The organism is Paenibacillus sp. FSL H8-0332 (assembly GCF_037963835.1).
Classification (GTDB): Bacteria; Bacillota; Bacilli; order Paenibacillales; family Paenibacillaceae; genus Paenibacillus_AQ; species Paenibacillus_AQ rhizoplanae.
In genome coordinates, this window is record NZ_CP150145.1 from 458,549 (window position 1) to 476,637 (window position 18,089).

The 18,089-nt window shown below is 52.8% G+C and carries 14 protein-coding genes; 6 read left to right on the plus strand and 8 right to left on the minus strand.

What is annotated here, in order from left to right; genetic code table 11:
• Positions 1–111 precede the first annotated feature (111 nt).
• The 3 genes from NST43_RS01975 to NST43_RS01985 all read right to left on the minus strand — a co-directional run bounded on the left by NST43_RS01975 (position 112) and on the right by NST43_RS01985 (position 4,271).
• A complete protein-coding gene (locus tag NST43_RS01975; protein ID WP_339222210.1) occupies positions 112–888 on the minus strand; it encodes a methyltransferase in 777 nt (258 codons plus the stop codon).
• A 162-nt stretch (positions 889–1,050) separates the two neighbouring features.
• Positions 1,051–2,931, minus strand: a complete 1,881-nt coding sequence (locus NST43_RS01980) for a leucine-rich repeat domain-containing protein (RefSeq protein ID WP_339222212.1) — start codon at positions 2,929–2,931, stop codon at positions 1,051–1,053.
• Positions 2,932–3,065: 134 nt separating this feature from the next.
• Positions 3,066–4,271: an MFS transporter gene (locus NST43_RS01985; protein ID WP_339222214.1), complete on the minus strand. Its 1,206-nt coding sequence runs from the start codon at positions 4,269–4,271 to the stop codon at positions 3,066–3,068.
• Positions 4,272–4,628: 357 nt separating this feature from the next.
• Here NST43_RS01985 and NST43_RS01990 point away from each other — a divergent pair, with 357 nt between their 5' ends.
• From NST43_RS01990 to NST43_RS02010, 5 genes are all read left to right on the plus strand, one after another.
• Complete coding sequence (locus NST43_RS01990) at positions 4,629–6,593, plus strand: AarF/ABC1/UbiB kinase family protein (RefSeq protein ID WP_339222216.1); 1,965 nt, start codon at positions 4,629–4,631, stop codon at positions 6,591–6,593.
• A gap of 240 nt (positions 6,594–6,833) precedes the next feature.
• Positions 6,834–7,823, plus strand: coding sequence for a tRNA-dihydrouridine synthase (locus tag NST43_RS01995; protein WP_339222217.1), 990 nt, complete (start codon positions 6,834–6,836; stop codon positions 7,821–7,823).
• Positions 7,824–7,833: 10 nt separating this feature from the next.
• Positions 7,834–8,553 (plus strand): SDR family NAD(P)-dependent oxidoreductase, encoded by a 720-nt coding sequence (locus NST43_RS02000; protein ID WP_339222218.1) that lies wholly within the window; start codon positions 7,834–7,836, stop codon positions 8,551–8,553.
• Positions 8,554–8,726: 173 nt separating this feature from the next.
• On the plus strand, positions 8,727–9,953 hold the full coding sequence (locus NST43_RS02005) for an RtcB family protein (protein ID WP_339222220.1): 1,227 nt from the start codon (positions 8,727–8,729) through the stop codon (positions 9,951–9,953).
• Positions 9,954–10,070: 117 nt separating this feature from the next.
• Complete coding sequence (locus tag NST43_RS02010) at positions 10,071–10,640, plus strand: hypothetical protein (protein WP_339222221.1); 570 nt, start codon at positions 10,071–10,073, stop codon at positions 10,638–10,640.
• 25 nt (positions 10,641–10,665) lie between these two features.
• On the opposite strand, the gene NST43_RS02015 is transcribed toward NST43_RS02010, so the two are convergent.
• The 3 genes from NST43_RS02015 to NST43_RS02025 all read right to left on the minus strand — a co-directional run bounded on the left by NST43_RS02015 (position 10,666) and on the right by NST43_RS02025 (position 14,360).
• Positions 10,666–11,355, minus strand: a complete 690-nt coding sequence (locus NST43_RS02015) for a response regulator transcription factor (RefSeq protein WP_339222222.1) — start codon at positions 11,353–11,355, stop codon at positions 10,666–10,668.
• Positions 11,356–11,362: 7 nt separating this feature from the next.
• Entirely contained in the window at positions 11,363–13,468 is a 2,106-nt protein-coding gene (locus NST43_RS02020) for an ATP-binding protein (RefSeq protein WP_339222223.1), read from the minus strand.
• A gap of 325 nt (positions 13,469–13,793) precedes the next feature.
• A complete protein-coding gene (locus tag NST43_RS02025; RefSeq protein ID WP_339222224.1) occupies positions 13,794–14,360 on the minus strand; it encodes a hypothetical protein in 567 nt (188 codons plus the stop codon).
• Between the two features lie 228 nt (positions 14,361–14,588).
• Between NST43_RS02025 and NST43_RS02030 the strand changes: the two genes are divergently transcribed.
• Positions 14,589–15,602 (plus strand): carbohydrate-binding protein, encoded by a 1,014-nt coding sequence (locus NST43_RS02030; RefSeq protein WP_339222226.1) that lies wholly within the window; start codon positions 14,589–14,591, stop codon positions 15,600–15,602.
• A gap of 92 nt (positions 15,603–15,694) precedes the next feature.
• Here NST43_RS02030 and NST43_RS02035 read toward each other — a convergent pair whose 3' ends face one another.
• Together NST43_RS02035 and NST43_RS02040 are read right to left on the minus strand one after the other, a co-directional pair.
• Entirely contained in the window at positions 15,695–16,672 is a 978-nt protein-coding gene (locus tag NST43_RS02035; protein WP_339222227.1) for a phosphotransferase, read from the minus strand.
• 200 nt (positions 16,673–16,872) lie between these two features.
• Positions 16,873–18,087 carry an MFS transporter gene (locus NST43_RS02040; protein ID WP_339222228.1) on the minus strand — a complete coding sequence of 405 codons (1,215 nt, stop codon included), beginning with the start codon at positions 18,085–18,087 and terminating at the stop codon, positions 16,873–16,875.
• Between the last annotated feature and the right edge of the window lie 2 nt (positions 18,088–18,089).

An 18,089-nucleotide genomic window follows, 5' to 3' on the forward strand; every position in this document is an offset into this window, starting at 1 on the left:
CAGAAGCCGCATTATAAGAAACAGATATTCCCAATCCTCCTAATTTCCCTGCCTTGAAAATACAAAGAAACCCAAGGTCTTGATTCACCTGGGCTTCCCGCCAATCTATTCTTAGTCCGCCTGCTTCACCGCGCAGACCCGCAGCCGCCGGTAGTCTGCGATCCATTGCCCCTGCCGGTAATGCTCCGGCCGCAGTTGATCTTCTACGGCTTGATAGATCGCTGCCTTGTGCTCCGTGCTGACATCGTAGAAGAAGTCATCGGCCATCATGTCCAGCCAATCACGGATTCCGCTCTCACCGTGCAAGGGTGTAGGCCGTTCAAAATGCTGGGCCAGCGTAACGAGGAAGCCATGCTCCTCCAGTACTGCCGCATATTGGCCGATGGTAGGGAAATACCACGGATTGCGTCCTTGCGGGTCATAGCCATGCGCGGTCAGTGCGCTCTCGGTTGCATTCACGAGAGCGGCGACGTTGCGATAGCCGCCGAATTCGGCGACGAACCGTCCGCCGGTCCGCAGTGCGCTTGCCACAGTCACCGCGACCGCATGCGCGTCCTTCATCCAGTGCAATGCTGCGTTGGAGAACACCGCATCGAAGGGTTGGGCTGCCCGGTAAGTGTACGCATTCTGGGCGCTTAGACTCAGGTGCGGGTACTTGTCGCTGCCGCGTGCGATCATCTCAGGCGACAGGTCGATGCCGACCGTCACCGCTCCGGCTGCCGCGATCTTAGCCGTCAGGTCGGCCGTCCCGCAGCCGATATCCAGCACGCGTTCACCAGGCTGAGGCTGTAGCAGCGAGAGGACGTCACCGCCCATTTTGGAGACAAAGTCCAGTTTGTGATCATACGTGTCCGCCTGCCATTGGTTATTGGAAGTCGAGTGAGTCATGGGCTTCCCCTCCTTTGAAATCCAGTATAGCGATGTACAGCTTATAAATGAAATATATAGTTGCTATTTAGTTTATATCTATTGCCTATAAGTGCTGCTCTTCAATAAATAGACCACAAACCTCTGGCGGTTAGCGGTCTATTTACGTATATTGGATTGGAATTAATACACCTGCACGCCCGCACCAAGCACGGACTTGTTCAGCACGGAATTGCCGGTAAGATATACCTTTTGCAGATTAGGCAGCTTGCTCAAGGTTTCTATGTTGGAAATGGCGTTGTTCTCCAGATGAAGCTCCTCGATGGCCTGCCACTTGCTCATGAATTCCAGAGAAGCCAAGTTGCTGTCCTGCAGGGTGAAGGAACGCAGGGCGGACAGGTTCGCGAAATAAGGCATCACCTGGTCAACCTCATTGACGGAGGTATTGTTTACGCTTAAGTAGGGCTGGTCCAAGGTCAAATATTCAAGCGCACGGTTCGGCGGGGCGGTTGTCTGCCTGAAATCCAGCCTGCATTCCGAGCAGACCAGCCTATTCACCTGCTTCAGACGGAATAGGGCATCGGTCTCTGTATACAGTGACGAGTCGTAGATGTTTAGGGTCTGCAGCCGGGGTAGATCGTTCAGGGCGTCAAGCCGGGTCATGTCGCCGATCTCCCAGAGAGACAGCTCGGCAAGCTCCGGGAATTTCCCCAGACCGGCCATGCTCAGCTCCCCGCTCCCGCCCCGGAGTGTCAGGTCCGTTACCGCAGGCGCCTTCAGCCCGGAGAGGAAGGAGGTTGGGATCTCCGCCCGCTTGACGCCCGGTAAGGTCAGTGCTTCTGGCTTCTCGTAGTAACCGGACAACGTGAATTCCCGCAGAGAAGACAGGTAGTTCACGGCCGCTACTGAGCCGAGCTTGCTTAAGGAAGCCAGGCGCAGGGTGGTAATGGAGGCCTTGCCGGCCAGAGGCTTCAGACTGGTGAAATTCAGATTCTCGATATCCAGCGTTTGCAGAGCAGGCATGTTCTGCAAGAAGTCGATGGATTTTACATTGGTTAAATAGGAAAGCTTAAGCTCCTGGAGCCCGGTTAAGGCGTATAACGGCTGCAGATCTGTGGTTTCACTGTGATAGATAGCCAGAGAAGACAGCCCCGTCATAGACGATAACCAACCCAGGTCATTGACGAAGGTAAGGGACAGGGACTTTAGCGGCAGCTTACTCAGCAGATGCAAATCCGTTATAGACTCGTCTACATAGGTAATGGACAGAGAGCTTAGATTGGGGAACTCCAGCAGCAGGGCCACTTCCTGATTACTGCGCAGTTGAGTGGACAGCTCCGTAATTTTAGATTTATCGCCGAAGTAGCCGGAGAAGGCACTGAACGATTCGTTGAAGGCGCCCCCGTAGCTTTTTAATCCGGTCATATGGGCAAGCGTTATTGGGTCCGACTGGTTGATCTCATAGGTGTTTGTCAGGTTCAGGGCCGTCAGTCCCTTAAAGGCCTCAAAGTCCCGCTGATCAATTCGCTGGTCATTCAGTCTCTTGTCCTGGGTAATATAAGTGATCTTCTCGGCCCGCTCATTGCTGAAGGGATCGGTGAGACTGTAAGTGAATTGCCACTGGTCATTCTTCGAACGCTCCACAGTTAAATAACGCAGTGAGGCCAATTCCTCCTCGGTCGGCATGGCAGAGCCTTTACCCAGGGTCTCCCGCAGGAAGGAGAGCAGGACCTCGCTTTCGGGCATCTTCCGCACAGATTGAATAGCCTTGGTTGCCTGCTGCGGAGAGCTGAGGCCGTAATAAAGATAAGTACCGATGGCCCCTCCCAGCACCAGCAGCAGAATTAGCACCAGCCTGACGGGGATGGATACGGAGACGGGCGGCTTCGGCGCGGCCTTGGGAGGGGGTGTCCCGTGATAATGGTTAATGGTCTGATCCACATAGTAGACATTATTTTGCTTGAGCAGAAGCTCAGTCTGGCAATAAGGGCACTTGAGGATGGTGCCTTCCTTGTATTCAATTCTTCCGCTGCAATTGGGACAGTTCAAGGGAATAAAAGCCACGAATGCCTCCTCCTTATGATGTAATGATAGCTCATATTGGGCGGTCCTCTGATCTCAGGAATCCGCTTTTATTCCATTATACCTGCCAGCGGGGAGAGAGCCAGCCATCGGATGGCAAAAAGAAATTTTTAAGGTTACTCGTCTGTACCTTTCCCCGCGAATCTGACAAATACGAAAACTCCAATCAGGACCACAACTATCCCCGACCAGAAGAACCAGAACGGAACCCCGAACCGGTCGGCCACAGGTCCCGCCAGTGCAAGCCCGATCGGCGAAGACAAGAGTCCGATACTTGTCACGAAGGAGAGTACGCGCCCTAGGAGCTCAGGCTCATAAGACTTCTGGATCATCGCCATATACGGGCCGTTGAACAAGGGGGCTGCGGCACCCATCAGGAAGGAGAGGACGGTAAAAGCAAGGAACGCCTCGCGCCCGACTATCCCGCTCAGGACACAGGTAAGCCCGATCACAACCAGACTCACACTCATGTAGGTGGTGTCCTTCCATCTGGAAGCAAGCGCCGACAGCAGCGCACCGCCAAGGATCATCCCGATCCCGAATACGGCCTCAATCAGGCTGGCGCTGTAACCGCCGCGTCCGAAATGGGACAGCGTCATCAGGGGAAACAGCATCGCCAGCGGCATGAATACAACGCTGAAGACCGCCATGGTAACCGTTATCGTGACAATGGGCTTTTGTGACAGGAATGCTCTCCAGCCAAGAATAAACTCCTTGCGGAACGAGGGGGTCTCTATCATCTCCGGTTTCGGCTGATGAATCTGAACGAACAGAAGCATAACGTTAGCGATTAAGGCACCTGCCACATCTAAAAGTAACACTGTTCCTAGTGAAGTTGCCGAGTATACCGCTATTCCAAGCGCCGGTCCAAGGACGCTGGAAGCAGAGAAGATGAGTTGGTTCCAGCCTGCCACCCGGGTGAGCTGGTCTTCCGGCGCAATCAGAGGAATCGCAGCCTGGAACGAAGGGGCATGGAAGGACGAAGCTGCCGAATGTATGAGCAGGATGGCGTACACGATCCATAAGCTGGGTTCGCCCCATAGATAATAAGCACCCAGAACCAGACTGGTTAGTGCAATGGCACTGTCAGCTGCGATCATGGTGAGCTTACGGTTCCACCGGTCCAGCCAGACACCGATGAACGGGCCTAAGAGTGCTTGCGGCAGGAACCCGGCCAGACCGGCAAGCATTAACACGGCAGCCGACCCCGTAGTCGCGGTCAAGTGCCAGATGATCGAGAACTGAACCATCGCAGAGGTCAGTATCGAGAAGATTTGTCCGCTGAAGATGAAGGCGAATGTCTTTTTCCATTGAGTATTCATAAGGTTTCAACCTCCCTAAATAAAGACAGACCCAAATCCGTAAGTGGACTTGGGTCTGCAACAATTACATGACGGGACAGTGCGAAGCCGGGCATAGTGAAATAAGCCGTAGCGGATCGCAACCGATGTCCTTAACGTAAATAGCAGCAGCTCAAAAAAGCCCACACTTGGTGAGAAATCAGCTTTTGTTGGGCGTACTTACCATATACGTGGAATCATCGGCGGCCATCCTCCTCAAATTTTATAGCCGAAGTTTATCATTGAACTGTTAGAGGTGTCAATAATATCGGAGTATTCTGCTTCTTCAGCCTAGTATGCTATATTGGGAATAATGAAGCGGATACAGGGGGCTGGGAGATGTTCTTTTTCATTGTAATGCTTATAGGTTTCGGTGTGTTCGTAGCGCTTGCCTATATATTCAACGCGAAGCATAAGATCATAATGCCGCTTGTCAGCGCGGTGGCGGTCAGTATGCTGGTGCAGGTGCTGGAGCAATTCTACATGAGCAGCATTATTATTGTGGCGTTCATTCTGTATTTCATCATAAGCAGTATCAGGACCTTCAAGCATGAACAGTTCCAGTTAATGGTGGCGATTCTGTTCAGCACATCCGTCGTCACTCTCATCATAACCTCAACCTACTTCAAGCAGCCCGTGGCTCCCTCCGAAGCGGAGATGGTCAGGGTGATGTTCATCTATTACCCGCTGCTGATTCTATTTATCTCCTGTTATGTCTACATGCTGCTTAGCGTGTTCAATTTCAAGCTGCTGCAGTCCGGGAACCCGCTCGGGTATATGATGGGCAAGGTGCGCGGCTTCAGGCGTATGGTCCGTCTGCTGTGGATCGCTTCGCGCAAAGGGCTGAACCATCTGCTCCAGCAGGATCATGCAAAACTGCCGCAGGTGATTGCTGCCGTTCTGGATAACATGGGCGGGGTCTTCGTGAAGTTCGGGCAAGTCTTATCGACCAAAAAGGACATGCTCCCTGCACAATACATCGAAGCGTTCTCCAGCCTGCATGACCAGGTTAAGCCACTCAGCCAGAAGGAGCTGAAGGAGATCATTGACAGCCGAATCGGCGATCTGGAGGAGACGTATGAAGACTTCGGGATGCAGCCTATCGCAGCCGCTTCGATCGGTCAGGTGCATCTGGCGCGGCTGAAGTCCACAGGCGAGAAGGTAGTTGTCAAAATCCTGCGTCCGGATGTGAAGCAGAAGATGAGCGTGGATCTGGATTTATTAATCCAATTCGTGACCCGGCTCTCCGAGCGCTCCCCCAAAATCCAAAGACTCGGCTTAATTCAGCTCGCCCAAGGCTTCAAAACGAATCTGATCGAAGAGACAGACTTTGATATTGAAGCGCTGAATACCAATCTGCTGCGCCAGGCGTTCCAGGAACACGATATTCCGATACAAGTGCCGAAGATCTACGCCGAATACTCGACCAAGCAGATTCTGACCATGGAATATATTGAAGGGCACCGGTTCACCCGAAAGGTTACAAATGACGTATCGGAAATGATCATGCACGCCTTCCTGCAGCAGATTCTGATGATCGGCATCTTCCACGCCGACCCGCATCCCGGCAATCTGATGCTGACCCAGGACGGGAAGGTTGCGCTGATTGACTTCGGTTCCGTGGGTTATCTGACGGAGGAGGAGCGGGCCGGGATGCGCAACTTCCTGATGGGCTACAGCCGGAAGGATACGAAGCAGATGGCCCAGGGCCTGGCCGGAGTCTGTGAAGAAGGGGAGCTGTTGGATGTGCGAATGATCGAGCGGCGCCTCGGCAGACTTTTATCCGAAGCCTCTTTCTCGCCTGATCCTACCAGTGTCATGATGAGACGGCTGATGTCGATGATTACCGAGCTGGGGATGTCCCTGAAGCCGACGGTGGCCGGGGCCTTCAGGGCGATTATTACCCTGGACGGGACCTTGTCCTCTGTGGATGATTCGTATTCCTTATCCGCAGCGAGCCAGTCCTTCGCAGAGCAGATGGATCAGGGGCAGATCGTCAAGGAGCAGCTAAGCAAGGTCAAGGGGCGGCTGGAGGACTATATCCCGAAGCTGCTGGAGCTGCCGCTGCTGAAGGAGAACCGGATCACCCTTGCGCGTGAGGACAATCATAGTCTGACGGATTTCGTGGGGACGCTGACGGTCGGGATGTTCACGGTGATCTGTATGGTGATCATGCTGGCAAGCTTCTGGGTGCAGGGGGAGATCATGCGGTTTGTGCTGGCACCCCTATCGATGTCAGGCTTCGGCACGGGGATGATCATCCTGATGATGTCTGTGATTAAGCAGTTGAAACCCAAAGGCTAGAGGAGGACAGAAGAGATTATGGCAGGTGTACTCTCGAACAAGAAGAAGATACGCGGCTGGAGGCGCAGGGTGAAGCAAATTGAACATTGGAAAAACCGGAGACACAAACAACCTCAGAGAATTCTCTGGGGCTTATTGTCTATAGAGGGGCGGCTACCAATCCCCCGGAGTTATGATATAATTTAGCTTTATTACGGCCGGATAAGGGATTATCCTGGCACGCATAGAGAGGTACTTCATATGATAAATAATTTCTGGCGTGAATTGCCACGCCCTTTTTTCATACTGGCCCCGATGGAGGATGTGACGGATGTGGTGTTTCGTCATGTCGTTGCTGAAGCGGGCAGACCGGATGTGTTTTTTACGGAGTTCGTGAATACAGAGAGCTATGCCCACCCGGAGGGGAAGCAGGCGGTGCGGGGGCGGTTGACTTTTACCGAGGATGAACAGCCGATGGTCGCACATATCTGGGGGGACAAGCCGGAGTATTTCCGGAAGATGAGTATCAGTATGGCCGAAGAAGGCTTCAAAGGCATCGATCTGAACATGGGTTGTCCTGTAGCAAATGTAGCCGAGAACGGGAAAGGCAGCGGCCTGATCTGCCGTCCCGAACTCGCAGCGGAGATCATCCAGGCGGCGAAGGCCGGGGGACTGCCCGTCAGCGTCAAGACGCGGCTCGGATTCAGCAGCGTGGACGAATGGCGGGGCTGGTTGACTCATATTTTGCAGCAGGACATTGTGAATCTGTCCATCCATCTGCGTACGCGGGAGGAAATGAGCAAGGTGGATGCCCACTGGGAGCTGATTCCTGAGATCAAAAAGCTGCGGGATGAGATCGCGCCGCACACCCTGCTGACGATTAACGGCGACATTGCGGACCGGGAGACTGGCCTTAAGCTGGCCGCAGAGTATGGGGTGGACGGGATTATGATCGGGCGCGGGATTTTTCATAATCCGTATGCGTTCGAGCGGGAGCCGAGGGAGCATAGCAGCGGAGAACTGCTTGATCTGCTGCGGCTGCATCTGGACCTCTATGATCAATACTCAGGACAGGCACCACGTTCGTTCAGCCCATTACAGCGATTCTTCAAAATCTACGTCCGCGGCTTCCGCGGCGCCAGTGAACTCAGAAATAATCTAATGAACACCAAGTCCACCCGCGAGGTGCGTGCGCTGCTGGATGAATTCGCAAACCAAGAGCAGGACGGAGCGGAGGGGCCTAATGAATAAGGGAGGGCGTATGCGAAACTTTATTATTTTCGGAGCAAGCAAGGGCTTGGGAGAGGCCTTCGTCAAGGCGCTGCCGGTGCCGGGCGATCAGGTCTGGGTGGTCTCAAGAACATACCCGGACAGCATGAAGCTGGAGGATGGGGTTCAGCGGACCTGGATTGAGGCTGACTTGGCGAAGCCGGATGCTGCGGGGCGAATTGCAGAATCATTGAACGGCGTTACCCTGGACGTATTCATCTATAATGTTGGCGTATGGGAGAGCAAGGGGTTCAGCGATGACTATGATTTTGAGCAGGATGATCCGGCTGAGATTGCCAGTATCATTAATATTAATGTGACTTCGGCGATTACGTGTATCCAGAAGCTTTTGCCGAATCTGAAGCAGTCTGCGCATGCCAACATTATCTTCATCGGTTCTACGGCAGGCCTGGATCATAATGACTACACCCAGGTATCATTTGCCGCGTCCAAGTTCGGTCTGCGCGGGATTGCCAATGCCATCAGGGAGCATGTGAAGCCGTACGGCATCGGGGTGACTATCATTAATCCAGGGGAGATTGCTACTCAGATTCCATTGGAGGCCGGGGTGGAGCCCGTCTTGTCTGCCTACAACGGCACGCAGATTCCGCTTCAGGATATCGTATCCCTGGTGCAATGCGTCATGAACCTGTCCAAGGCTTCTTGTGTGAAGGAAATCAACATCCCAGCAATGTTGGATACGAATGCGTAAATGAACTGAGGACCGGATGAATGGCAAGGGATAATCCTGGAGCCAACAAGCCTGTCCTCTATTTTGTTATATCTACCCAATCGTAATACTTCCGCCATGTACCTGGGACCCGATATAAGCGAATATAGACACAGAAGCGTCGGGTGATCCCGAACATAGGAGGTTGAAAAGATATGGCTTATCAGAATATTGACGGTGTGCGGGTGTGGGGGAAGCCGGACGACGGCGCGCTGGTGCAGGCACGGATGTGTGCGGAGAACGGGAATGTGGTGCAGACCCTGCTCATGGCAGATCATCATAAAGGCTACAGCCAGCCGATCGGCGGCGTTGTCGTATACGATGGACAGATCTCCCCGTCTGGCGTGGGTTACGATATCGGGTGCGGGAATAAGGCGGTGCGGACCGGCTTGAAGATAGAGGAGCTGTGGCCGCGGCTCTCAGGGATTATGGATGAGATTGCCCGCAGAATCTCCTTCGGCATAGGCCGGGTTAATAACGAGCGTGTGGAACACGAGCTGTTCGATGACCCGGATTGGGCGGTGTTTAAGGCGGTGGGCAGCGGAGTACATGATAAGCTGAAGGCCCTGGCGCAGAATCAGCTCGGTACGGTCGGCAGCGGCAACCACTTCGTAGATATACTTGAAGAAGAGGCAACCGGCCGGGTATGGATTGCCAATCATTTCGGCAGCAGAGGGTTCGGGCATAAGACAGCGAGCGGGTTCCTTAACCTGGCAGCAGGCAGAGACTTTCTGGCGAATGCCCCAGGGGAAAAGATGGATCAGCCGCCCGTTCTGCTCGACCTGAACAGTGAGCTGGGCGATATGTATTACAGAGCCATGAAGCTGGCCGGTCGCTATGCTTATGCGGGAAGAGACTATGTCATCCAGCAGGTCTTGGCGATTCTGGGAACGGAAGCGGATCTGGAGGTGCACAACCATCATAACTATGCCTGGAAAGAGACACATCACGGTAAGGAAGTCGTCGTTGTTCGCAAAGGGGCAACTCCATCCGCACCGGGCCAGATGGGCTTCATCGGCGGGAGCATGGGAGATATCTCCGTAATCGTCCGGGGTAAGGACAGCGAGGAGAACCGGGATGCTTATTACAGCACTGTTCATGGAGCAGGACGGATTATGAGCCGGACCCAGGCAGCGGGCCGTATGAACTATAAAACCCGTACCCGCAGCGGCGGTCAAATTACGACAGCGCAAATGCTGGAGGCGGTCCGGCAGTTCGGCGTAGTGCTGCGCGGCGCGGGGACGGACGAGAGTCCTTTTGTCTACCGGAAGCTTCAAGAGGTGCTGGATGCGCACGCCGGGACCATTGAGGTCATGCATGTTCTGAAGCCGGTGGGCGTATGTATGGCTGGCGCGGATGAGTTCGATCCGTATAAGGATTGAGAGGGATATCCATCACGAAGTCTCCACAGGCGGGCAGCAAGGACGCGAAGTATGGTAACATAGAACTTCAAGAAGAGGCCGACAGGCCTTTTCCCATTTTCAATAGGGAGGGATTACATGTCCTGGAGTAAACTCAAGCAACAACTGGAGGGCTTCCTCAGCCCATCTATAGAGGGACGGGTAGAGTACCGCGCGCCCGCTTACCGCTATGCGCCGGATAAATCAGGCACCTGTTATATTACGGTGGACAAGAAGAATATCCTCAGCATGACCGACAAGTCCAGCCCCATCCGCTGGTATTCGTCCGAGCTGGAGGTCAAGAATGACCCGGAGCTCCATATCTCCATTACCAATGAGGATATTGAAGCGGTTAGACAGACGGCCAAGGGACCCATCCCTGAGGACCGCCTAATCATCATGGCCCGAAGCCGCTTAACCACCGAACACGCCAAGGCATTAATGTTGGCCCAGGCTGGCCTGACGAAATCGAATTTCATTGTGGTGGCGAATAAGTTCCTGGTTACTCCTATCGAGGAGAGTCTGGAGAGCAGCGATATCATCTTGAATATTCTGGCCCTGATGGACCGGAGAGTCGGGCGGAAGCGGATCGAGGGGATGGCCGTGAAGATGCAGCGGAAGCATCCGGCGGTGGAGTATTTCTATGATCTGCGGCGCGGGGCATTATGATTGTTATAGCCGTTTCCGCTTGTGCTCAGCGTTTTCCGGCCACCAGCATATATCCGGCCCCCCGGACTGTAATGATCCGCTCGGGATGGACAGGGTCGTCCTCGATTTTTTTGCGCAGATTACTGATGTGGACAGCCACCGTTCGCGTATCCTCCAGACTCTTCATCCCCCAGATGAGATGAAACAGCGTATCGACAGTGACCACTTGATTCACGTTCTGTGCCATGTAGGAGAGCAGGCTGAATTCTTTTTTTGACAGAAAAATCGTTCTGCTGCCCATATGGACAGACTGTGCATAGAAATCCAGCGTTAGTCCCGGCAGCTCCAGCAGCTGTTCCCTTCTGCCTGTGGATACCCTGCGGAGGTGGGCCTTGATCTTAGCCATGAGTACGCCCGGACTGAACGGCTTGGTCACATAATCATCCCCGCCATACGATAAGGCGCTGATCTTCACCTCATCCTCCTCCTGGCTGCTTAGGAACACAATCGGAGCATTCGTGTAATTGCGTGCGTTCTTGCACCAGTCAATGCCGTTCTCATTGGCCAGCAGCACATCCAGCACAATCAGGTCCGGGTTAAATGACCCAAGCTGCAGCATAGCATCGGCCCCGCTGTGGCAATACGAGGACTCGAAGCCTTCCCGCTGGCAGTATAGCTCAACAATCTCACAGATATGGGGATCGTCGTCGACGATCATAATTCGGTATGTGTCCATTCTATTGTCACTCTCCTGCTTCCTGAATCAATGGCAATATGACCTGGAAAATCGACCCCGTCTTCCCGTCGCTCTCCGCCCGGACACTCCCGCCATGCGCTTGTATAATTTCCCTGCATATCGCCAGCCCCAGCCCGCTACCTTCTACGCCCATGTCCAGCCCCGGCCGGTCCACCCGGTAATTGCGGTCGAAGATCTGCTCCAGCTGCTCTGGAGGAATACCCATGCCGGAGTCTTGTACGCTGATGACCGCACAGCGGGTATCATTCACCTCGTCCACGGCTAAGGCAAGACGCACTAACCCGCCGCCAGGGGTAAACTTCATCGCGTTCGACACCAAATTGAATAATGCCTGCTCTAATCGTTGCGTATCGATCCTGGCAACAGGCCGGTCAGCGCCTGGTTCTGCTGTATCCCCGATGTCCAGATCGAAATCCAGCCCCGCATCCCGCACCACCAGCTCATATTGTTCATAGAAGCCGCGCAGGAACTGAGCCACCTGAACCGGCTCCATCCGGTACTCCACTTGCCCTGTCTCCAGATGGGACAAGAAGCTCAGCTCCCCGATCATCCGGTTGATCCTTATCGTGTTATCGCGGATATATTTCAGATACTGTTCATTGCGCTCCGGCTTGACCCTGTCCATCACCGCCTCGACATAACCCAGCATACTGGACAGCGGCATCCGCAGATCATGTGTAATGTAGGCGAGCAGCTTCTTCCGGCCTTCCTCGGAGTGCAGTAACCGCTCATACGACAGGCGGAGATCCTCGTGGGCTGCGGATAAGGCATGGGTGCGCTCCAGCACAATCTGCTCCAGATTGGCATTCATCCCGGTCAGCTTGAGATTGGCCTCCTGCAGCTCCCGCGCGATCCGCTCTTCATTCGTTGCTGCCTGCGTGAATCTGGAAGAGAGCAGCAGCATCTGGGCGACCGTGAAGATGAGCAGCCCGAACGGCGAGCTGTTCCCGATGGGGGACCATTCGTTGTAATACAGGAAATCGTTGATCACCGTAGCCAGAGCCACCACCGACACCAGCAGGAAGATCAGCGCTCCCTCCATCCGCCGCAAGGCCGCATGAGCCAATCCCGCCATCAGATACACCATATGAAGAACCACGACCACACCGATCAGCAGCAGCATCCGGGAATAGACGAGAGCAGGGGTCACCACAACCACCAGACAGAGTGTGCCGGTGACGATCCGGGAGCCATAGCGGAACCAACGCGACACGTAATCCGGGAAAATGCACTCAAAATACATCGTGATTATCCACCCGCCGAGGCATAGGATCAGATACTCGAGCTTGAACTGCAATTCCCACGGAAAATGAGGCAGCCACTGGGTAAGCATAAGCTCGCCGTTCAGCAGGGAGCGGATAGAGAACAGCACAGTGAACAGACCGAAGTATAGCGGTGCCCGGTCTTTGCGCCGCAGCATGAACAGCAACAGATGATACACGCCGATCACCAGCAGACTGGCGGTGATGAACATATCCGCAGCAATCCTCAGATGGGTCCGCACCGTTAACACATTACTGCCGCCCAGCTCGATGTCCTTGGTGATGCCACCCCGCTTATGATGGAAGTTCGCTACCTGCATCACCAGCTCCACCGTGTCGCCTTCAGGCTGGAAGAACACCAACTTCGTCGCCAGACGCGGAGTCATGCCCTCTTTGTCCTGATCCACAACACCGACCTCAGCTAGCAGCTCTCCATTCACCCATAATTTATAGCCGTGAAAAATAGTAGGCAGCCGCAGAGCCAGCCGCTCCTGACTATCCTGCTCACTAAGCCGGATCACCAGCCGGAAGGTGGCATAGCCTTCGCCCTTCAGCGCTTGACCGTCCAGCGGGTAACCGAGCCAGGAGCCGGGGATGTTGATATACCGGTCCCGGACGGCCGGTTCCCCGCCTGCCATCCGGGTTCGTATATCCTCGGGTGAGAGCAGCTCGTGCCAATAGAAGGCCCATTCTCCCTGTAACTTCAGCGGATTCGTACGGATAGAGGTATGCGTTAGATCCAGAAGGCCTTCCTTGCTTCGAGGCTTGGGGGCATCCGGCGTTGCAGACAGGATGGCATAGCTTGCGATCAGTCCCATAACTACAACCACAGCGATATGTAACCAGATATTACGAGAACCGGACCTTAGTATACCCCTCATCATGAAGCCGACCCCAATCTACAAGATTCGTCATTCTTAAGCTCATTGCCTTAATGATAGCATCATTGCCGAAAATTGTGTGAAATTGCACGATGTAAAGTTTGCTTTTCTTTCATTAACATTCTAAATTCCTGTGTAGAATGCTAGGCAAGGAGACGGAACTGTCGAAAGTTGTAAGTTTCTCGGGGGGATTAAGCGAGGATTTATCGTACAGGGGGGCAAGGGGAGCTTCTCCATGCCATTCTAATTAAAAGGAACAAGGGCTTCTCAGTGATCAATCACTGTGAAGCCCCTTGTTCCATTTGCGCTTGAAATCTTCTAATATATTGGAGATTCTTAGAACCATGTTGATATCTTTATCTGCTTCTGTAGGGTTGTCTGGTAGATACAAGCCCCACTCCAAATGCTTACCCTCCGACAGAACAAATCCGGATACGTTAGCGCCGAAGCCGTCTATTCTTGCTGCATCAAGGGTTAAACGGTCATCCAGAAATACCTTCGCTAACAAATTCTCCGTCCCCATGAAAAATACCGGATACGTTAGGTTGCTAAAGAAATCTCTATATTCTTGCTTAGCTGCTTCAGCCAGATAATCCTTAGTAATAATTAATCCGTCATAATGAATAGTAGGGTCTTCGACAATATCCTTGAGGTTCTTAGAGATGTAGTTAACATTTCTGACGGAATCAAAAGGGACTTTACCCACAATTGCAATCTCTAACAGGGAAGAAGGCGGGTGATAAAGTTCTGCTTGAGGGAGAGGATCATTTACATCATTAATGTCACAGCCCACAAACAAGATAACGAATATAGAAAAAAGTAACATTATTTTGAATTTCATGAAAGAGCATCCTCGTTTCTTTGGGATAAGGGTATTTAACTTTTAATATATGGGAATATAATCCTCTCAGCAAGCTAATTAAAAACTACAAAAATGTTGGAATGAATTAGGAAATCGGTAATAAAATAAAGTACCCTGATGGATGGCCCCTTGAAGGGGCCTTTTTTGAGCCACAGTATCACTTTGTGGGGTTATTCTGTGGGTAAACGATCTAAGGAGGCTTGGCTATTGTATACCAAAGTATCAGCTAGAGCTGTATCCCTGTTGGCCGCATTCGCATTACTGCTCTCCGTATTCTTCACCGCCTTACCGAATGCAAGTGCAGCCGCGAGAGGAGCATGGTCGCCGAACACGGCCTATGCGGTGAATGACACCGTAACCTATGGGGGAGGTACATATACCTGTCTGCAGGCGCATACGTCACTGACCGGCTGGGAGCCGACGAATGTTCCAGCACTATGGAAAAGCGGCAGCACCACCACACCCACGCCCACCACACCCCCAGCTACGAACGGAGCCATCTTCTATGCGGACAGGGACTATGGCGGCAAGGCCGTCACCCTGGGAACAGGCAATTATGCGCTGTCCCAGTTGAACAATGCGGGCATTCCGAACGACTGGATGTCCTCGCTCAAGGTGCCCAGCGGCTGGACGGTGGAGGTGTATGCGGACGATAATTTCGGCGGCACGAAGTGGACCTACACGGCAAGCTCCTCCTGGGTCGGTGACAGTGTGAATGACAAGATGTCTTCGGTCAAAATCTACACCGGTTCACCGCCCACAACCGGCGTCACCCGCCCCTCCGAGGTGCCCAGCCAGATCTGGACATATGCCATGAATGTGGACAATAAATTCGGCAAAGGCGGAGATTTCGCACTACTACTGAGCGCGGTGATCAAGAAGGAGAGCAGCTTCGGAGCAGGTCTGCCGGGCAGCCCATCCGCCGGTGACGGATTGATGCAGGTCGAGCCGAACACCCGTAACGCCTATCTATCCCAATTCAGCGCCAAATTCGGCCGCACGTATAATCACAGCAGCGAACAGGATCAGGTAGCCTTAGGCGGACTGATTCTCGATGAGAAGATCTCCAGATTCGGCAACATTTACAACGGACTCTTACACTACAACGGAGGCGATAACTGGTATCCAGGCGCCACCGATTCCTACGGCCGCCCGATTCTGGCGGATCAGTATGCGAATGCCGTCTATGGAACGTATAAGGGCTATGGGGGACAGAATTAAGGGAGTACTTCCTTCCATAAAAGAAGCAAAAAGACGCTCGGGAATTCCCGCAGCGTCTTTATTTTTGCGCTTGTACCAAGCCTGGTGAAGGTTTATTCCCAATACGGCACTCCGCTAAATAGGAACGATTCATTGTTTAAGTAGGCCGTAATCTCTCTACTGGCTAATTTACCGATATGCCCGGGCAGCCATTCCTGCCAGTCCGGCAGGCCCAGCCAGAAATTCATGGTCTCCAGCTGTGCTGCAATGAAAAAACCCTCTAACCGCCGGGTATAGTTATCAGGTAACGGATGATGCATGGAATAAGACTGAAGCAGCTGTTCTCTGAACGAAGGATGGATGTAGGAGAACGTCCAGCCCAAATCCATTAAGTAATAACCGAACCCGCAAGCACCAAAATCAATAGGCCGCACATCTTCTCCCACAAACACTAAATTACTTGGAATCAAATCAGCATGAATCATGCCCCAATGGCTGGCGGTCCGCTCCATAGAATTCATCATGTGAATGACCCGCTCGCCTGCATGCAGCAGAAGCTCCGTATCTCCTGCATCAAGCAGTCCGGCATTAGCGCGTTCCTTAAGTATATTAAGGGCTTGCCTGATCCGGGAGGGATCAAAGGCCGGGCGTTCAAAGGCAGCGGGGATGCTCCAGTTCGAGGCTTGCTTATGTAACTTGCCGATCAATGCACCTATGGCCCCGGCGTCTTCTATAGTAGGAATAAAAGGCTTCTGCTCACCCTCCACCCATCGTAACAAAGTGCAGTGAGTATGGTTCACCTCCGTAATGAATTCTCCGCAAATATTCTTACAAGGTGAAGGCAGGGTCACATCGGTATCCAAGGTTAAGGCTTCCAGCCAGACCATCTCAGATTGAAGGACTTCTCGCTTACTCCAGATTTGCTCAAGGGCGTCACCTTTAGAGATATGTAACCGGAGGCTGTAACTATTGTTGTCCAGATCAGTGACTTTGTAGATCGTATTGCCGCTCTGTGCAATGAAATCAACCGACTTGCAGCTTATAGAGTAGTGCTCCAGTGCTTCCATTGCGGTATTCAAGTGTGCATCCAATCGCAGCTCGCTCCCTTATTTATCAAAGTATAATAGGTACGATATCATAGTTGTTCATGGGCGGGAATGGAACTGTTGACTATATTTGTTTTTTATTGATAGGGGGAAGTCTTAGACCCCCGCTGCTATTCAACTAACATTTCCCGTTAGCTTAATCGCATTCCTTCACTTTTCATATGAAAAAGTCAATTGTACCAAGCTTATTCCGGAGCTGTAGATGTTAGTATTTCTGCTCTTTGACTCTCTTGGCGCGACCGATAGCTTATCCTGCCGAACAACGCAGCAGAAATCATAGCCGCTACAGCAACGGAGGCAGCAGCGACCCACGTAATGGCTTGCAGCGATAAATAGTTAATGACAATGCCTCCGAGTCCAGCCCCCGCTGCTATCGCCAGTTGCAGCACAGATGTGTTGAGGGCAAGCATGACACCAGATGTCTTGGGAGACAAGGTAAGAAGATCATATTGCTGGCTTGGAGAAGCTGCCCAGGAGAAGAGCGACCAAAGCACCAGCACCGAGAAAACAAGGAATATGGAAGTGCCAGAGACTACCGATAACAATATCAGCATCACCATATTTAACAACGTTGCTCCAGTTAACGTTCTGGCTACACCCCATCGATCGGTGCCGCTTCCCCCTGCCTTTGACCCGATTAGACTGGCAATGCCGTATGCGAACAGGGCTCCGCTTACCCATCGATCGCTCATTCCGGCAACTTCCAGCAGATAAGGCGACAAATATGTGAAGGCAATGCCATAACCCATCGTCATAAAAAAGTTAATGGCGAGAGAGAGTGCGATTCGCGGTCTCTTCACCATAGCCAGTTGTTTGGCAAAGGAGATCGGCTCATCACCTTCCATCCGCGGTATTGCGCTTGCCAGGACGGGCAGACTGACCATAGCAAGAAGGCTAATGCCGCCGAAAATCAGCCTCCAATCGTACGCTGCGGCAATCACCCGGCCAATGGGCACGCCCAAGATAAGTGAAGCGGTGACACCCATTAACACCGTTGCAATCGCACTCCCCTTCTTGTTCGAAGGCGCTAACTTAGCGGCTAAGGCAAGCGATGTCACGACAAATACACCAGTTCCGAGCGCCATGACTACCCGTGCAAGCAGCATAAATCCATATCCCGGAAAAATCATGATTAGCGCATTACTCACGATGATTAAGCCAAGCGAGTACAACAACAACTTTCGACGGTCAAACCGGGCGGTGACCCCCATTAGGACCGGGGTACCTATGGCGTAGGCTAGTGCGTAGACGGTCATTAACTGTCCAGCCTGAGATAATGTCACTCCGGTATCTGCGGCAACTTTATCTAGAATGCCCGTGATCATGTATTCGGATGTCCCGACAATAAAGCAGACCACAGCAAGTATGAAGATTTTCCAGTTTTGTCCCAAATTAATCATTC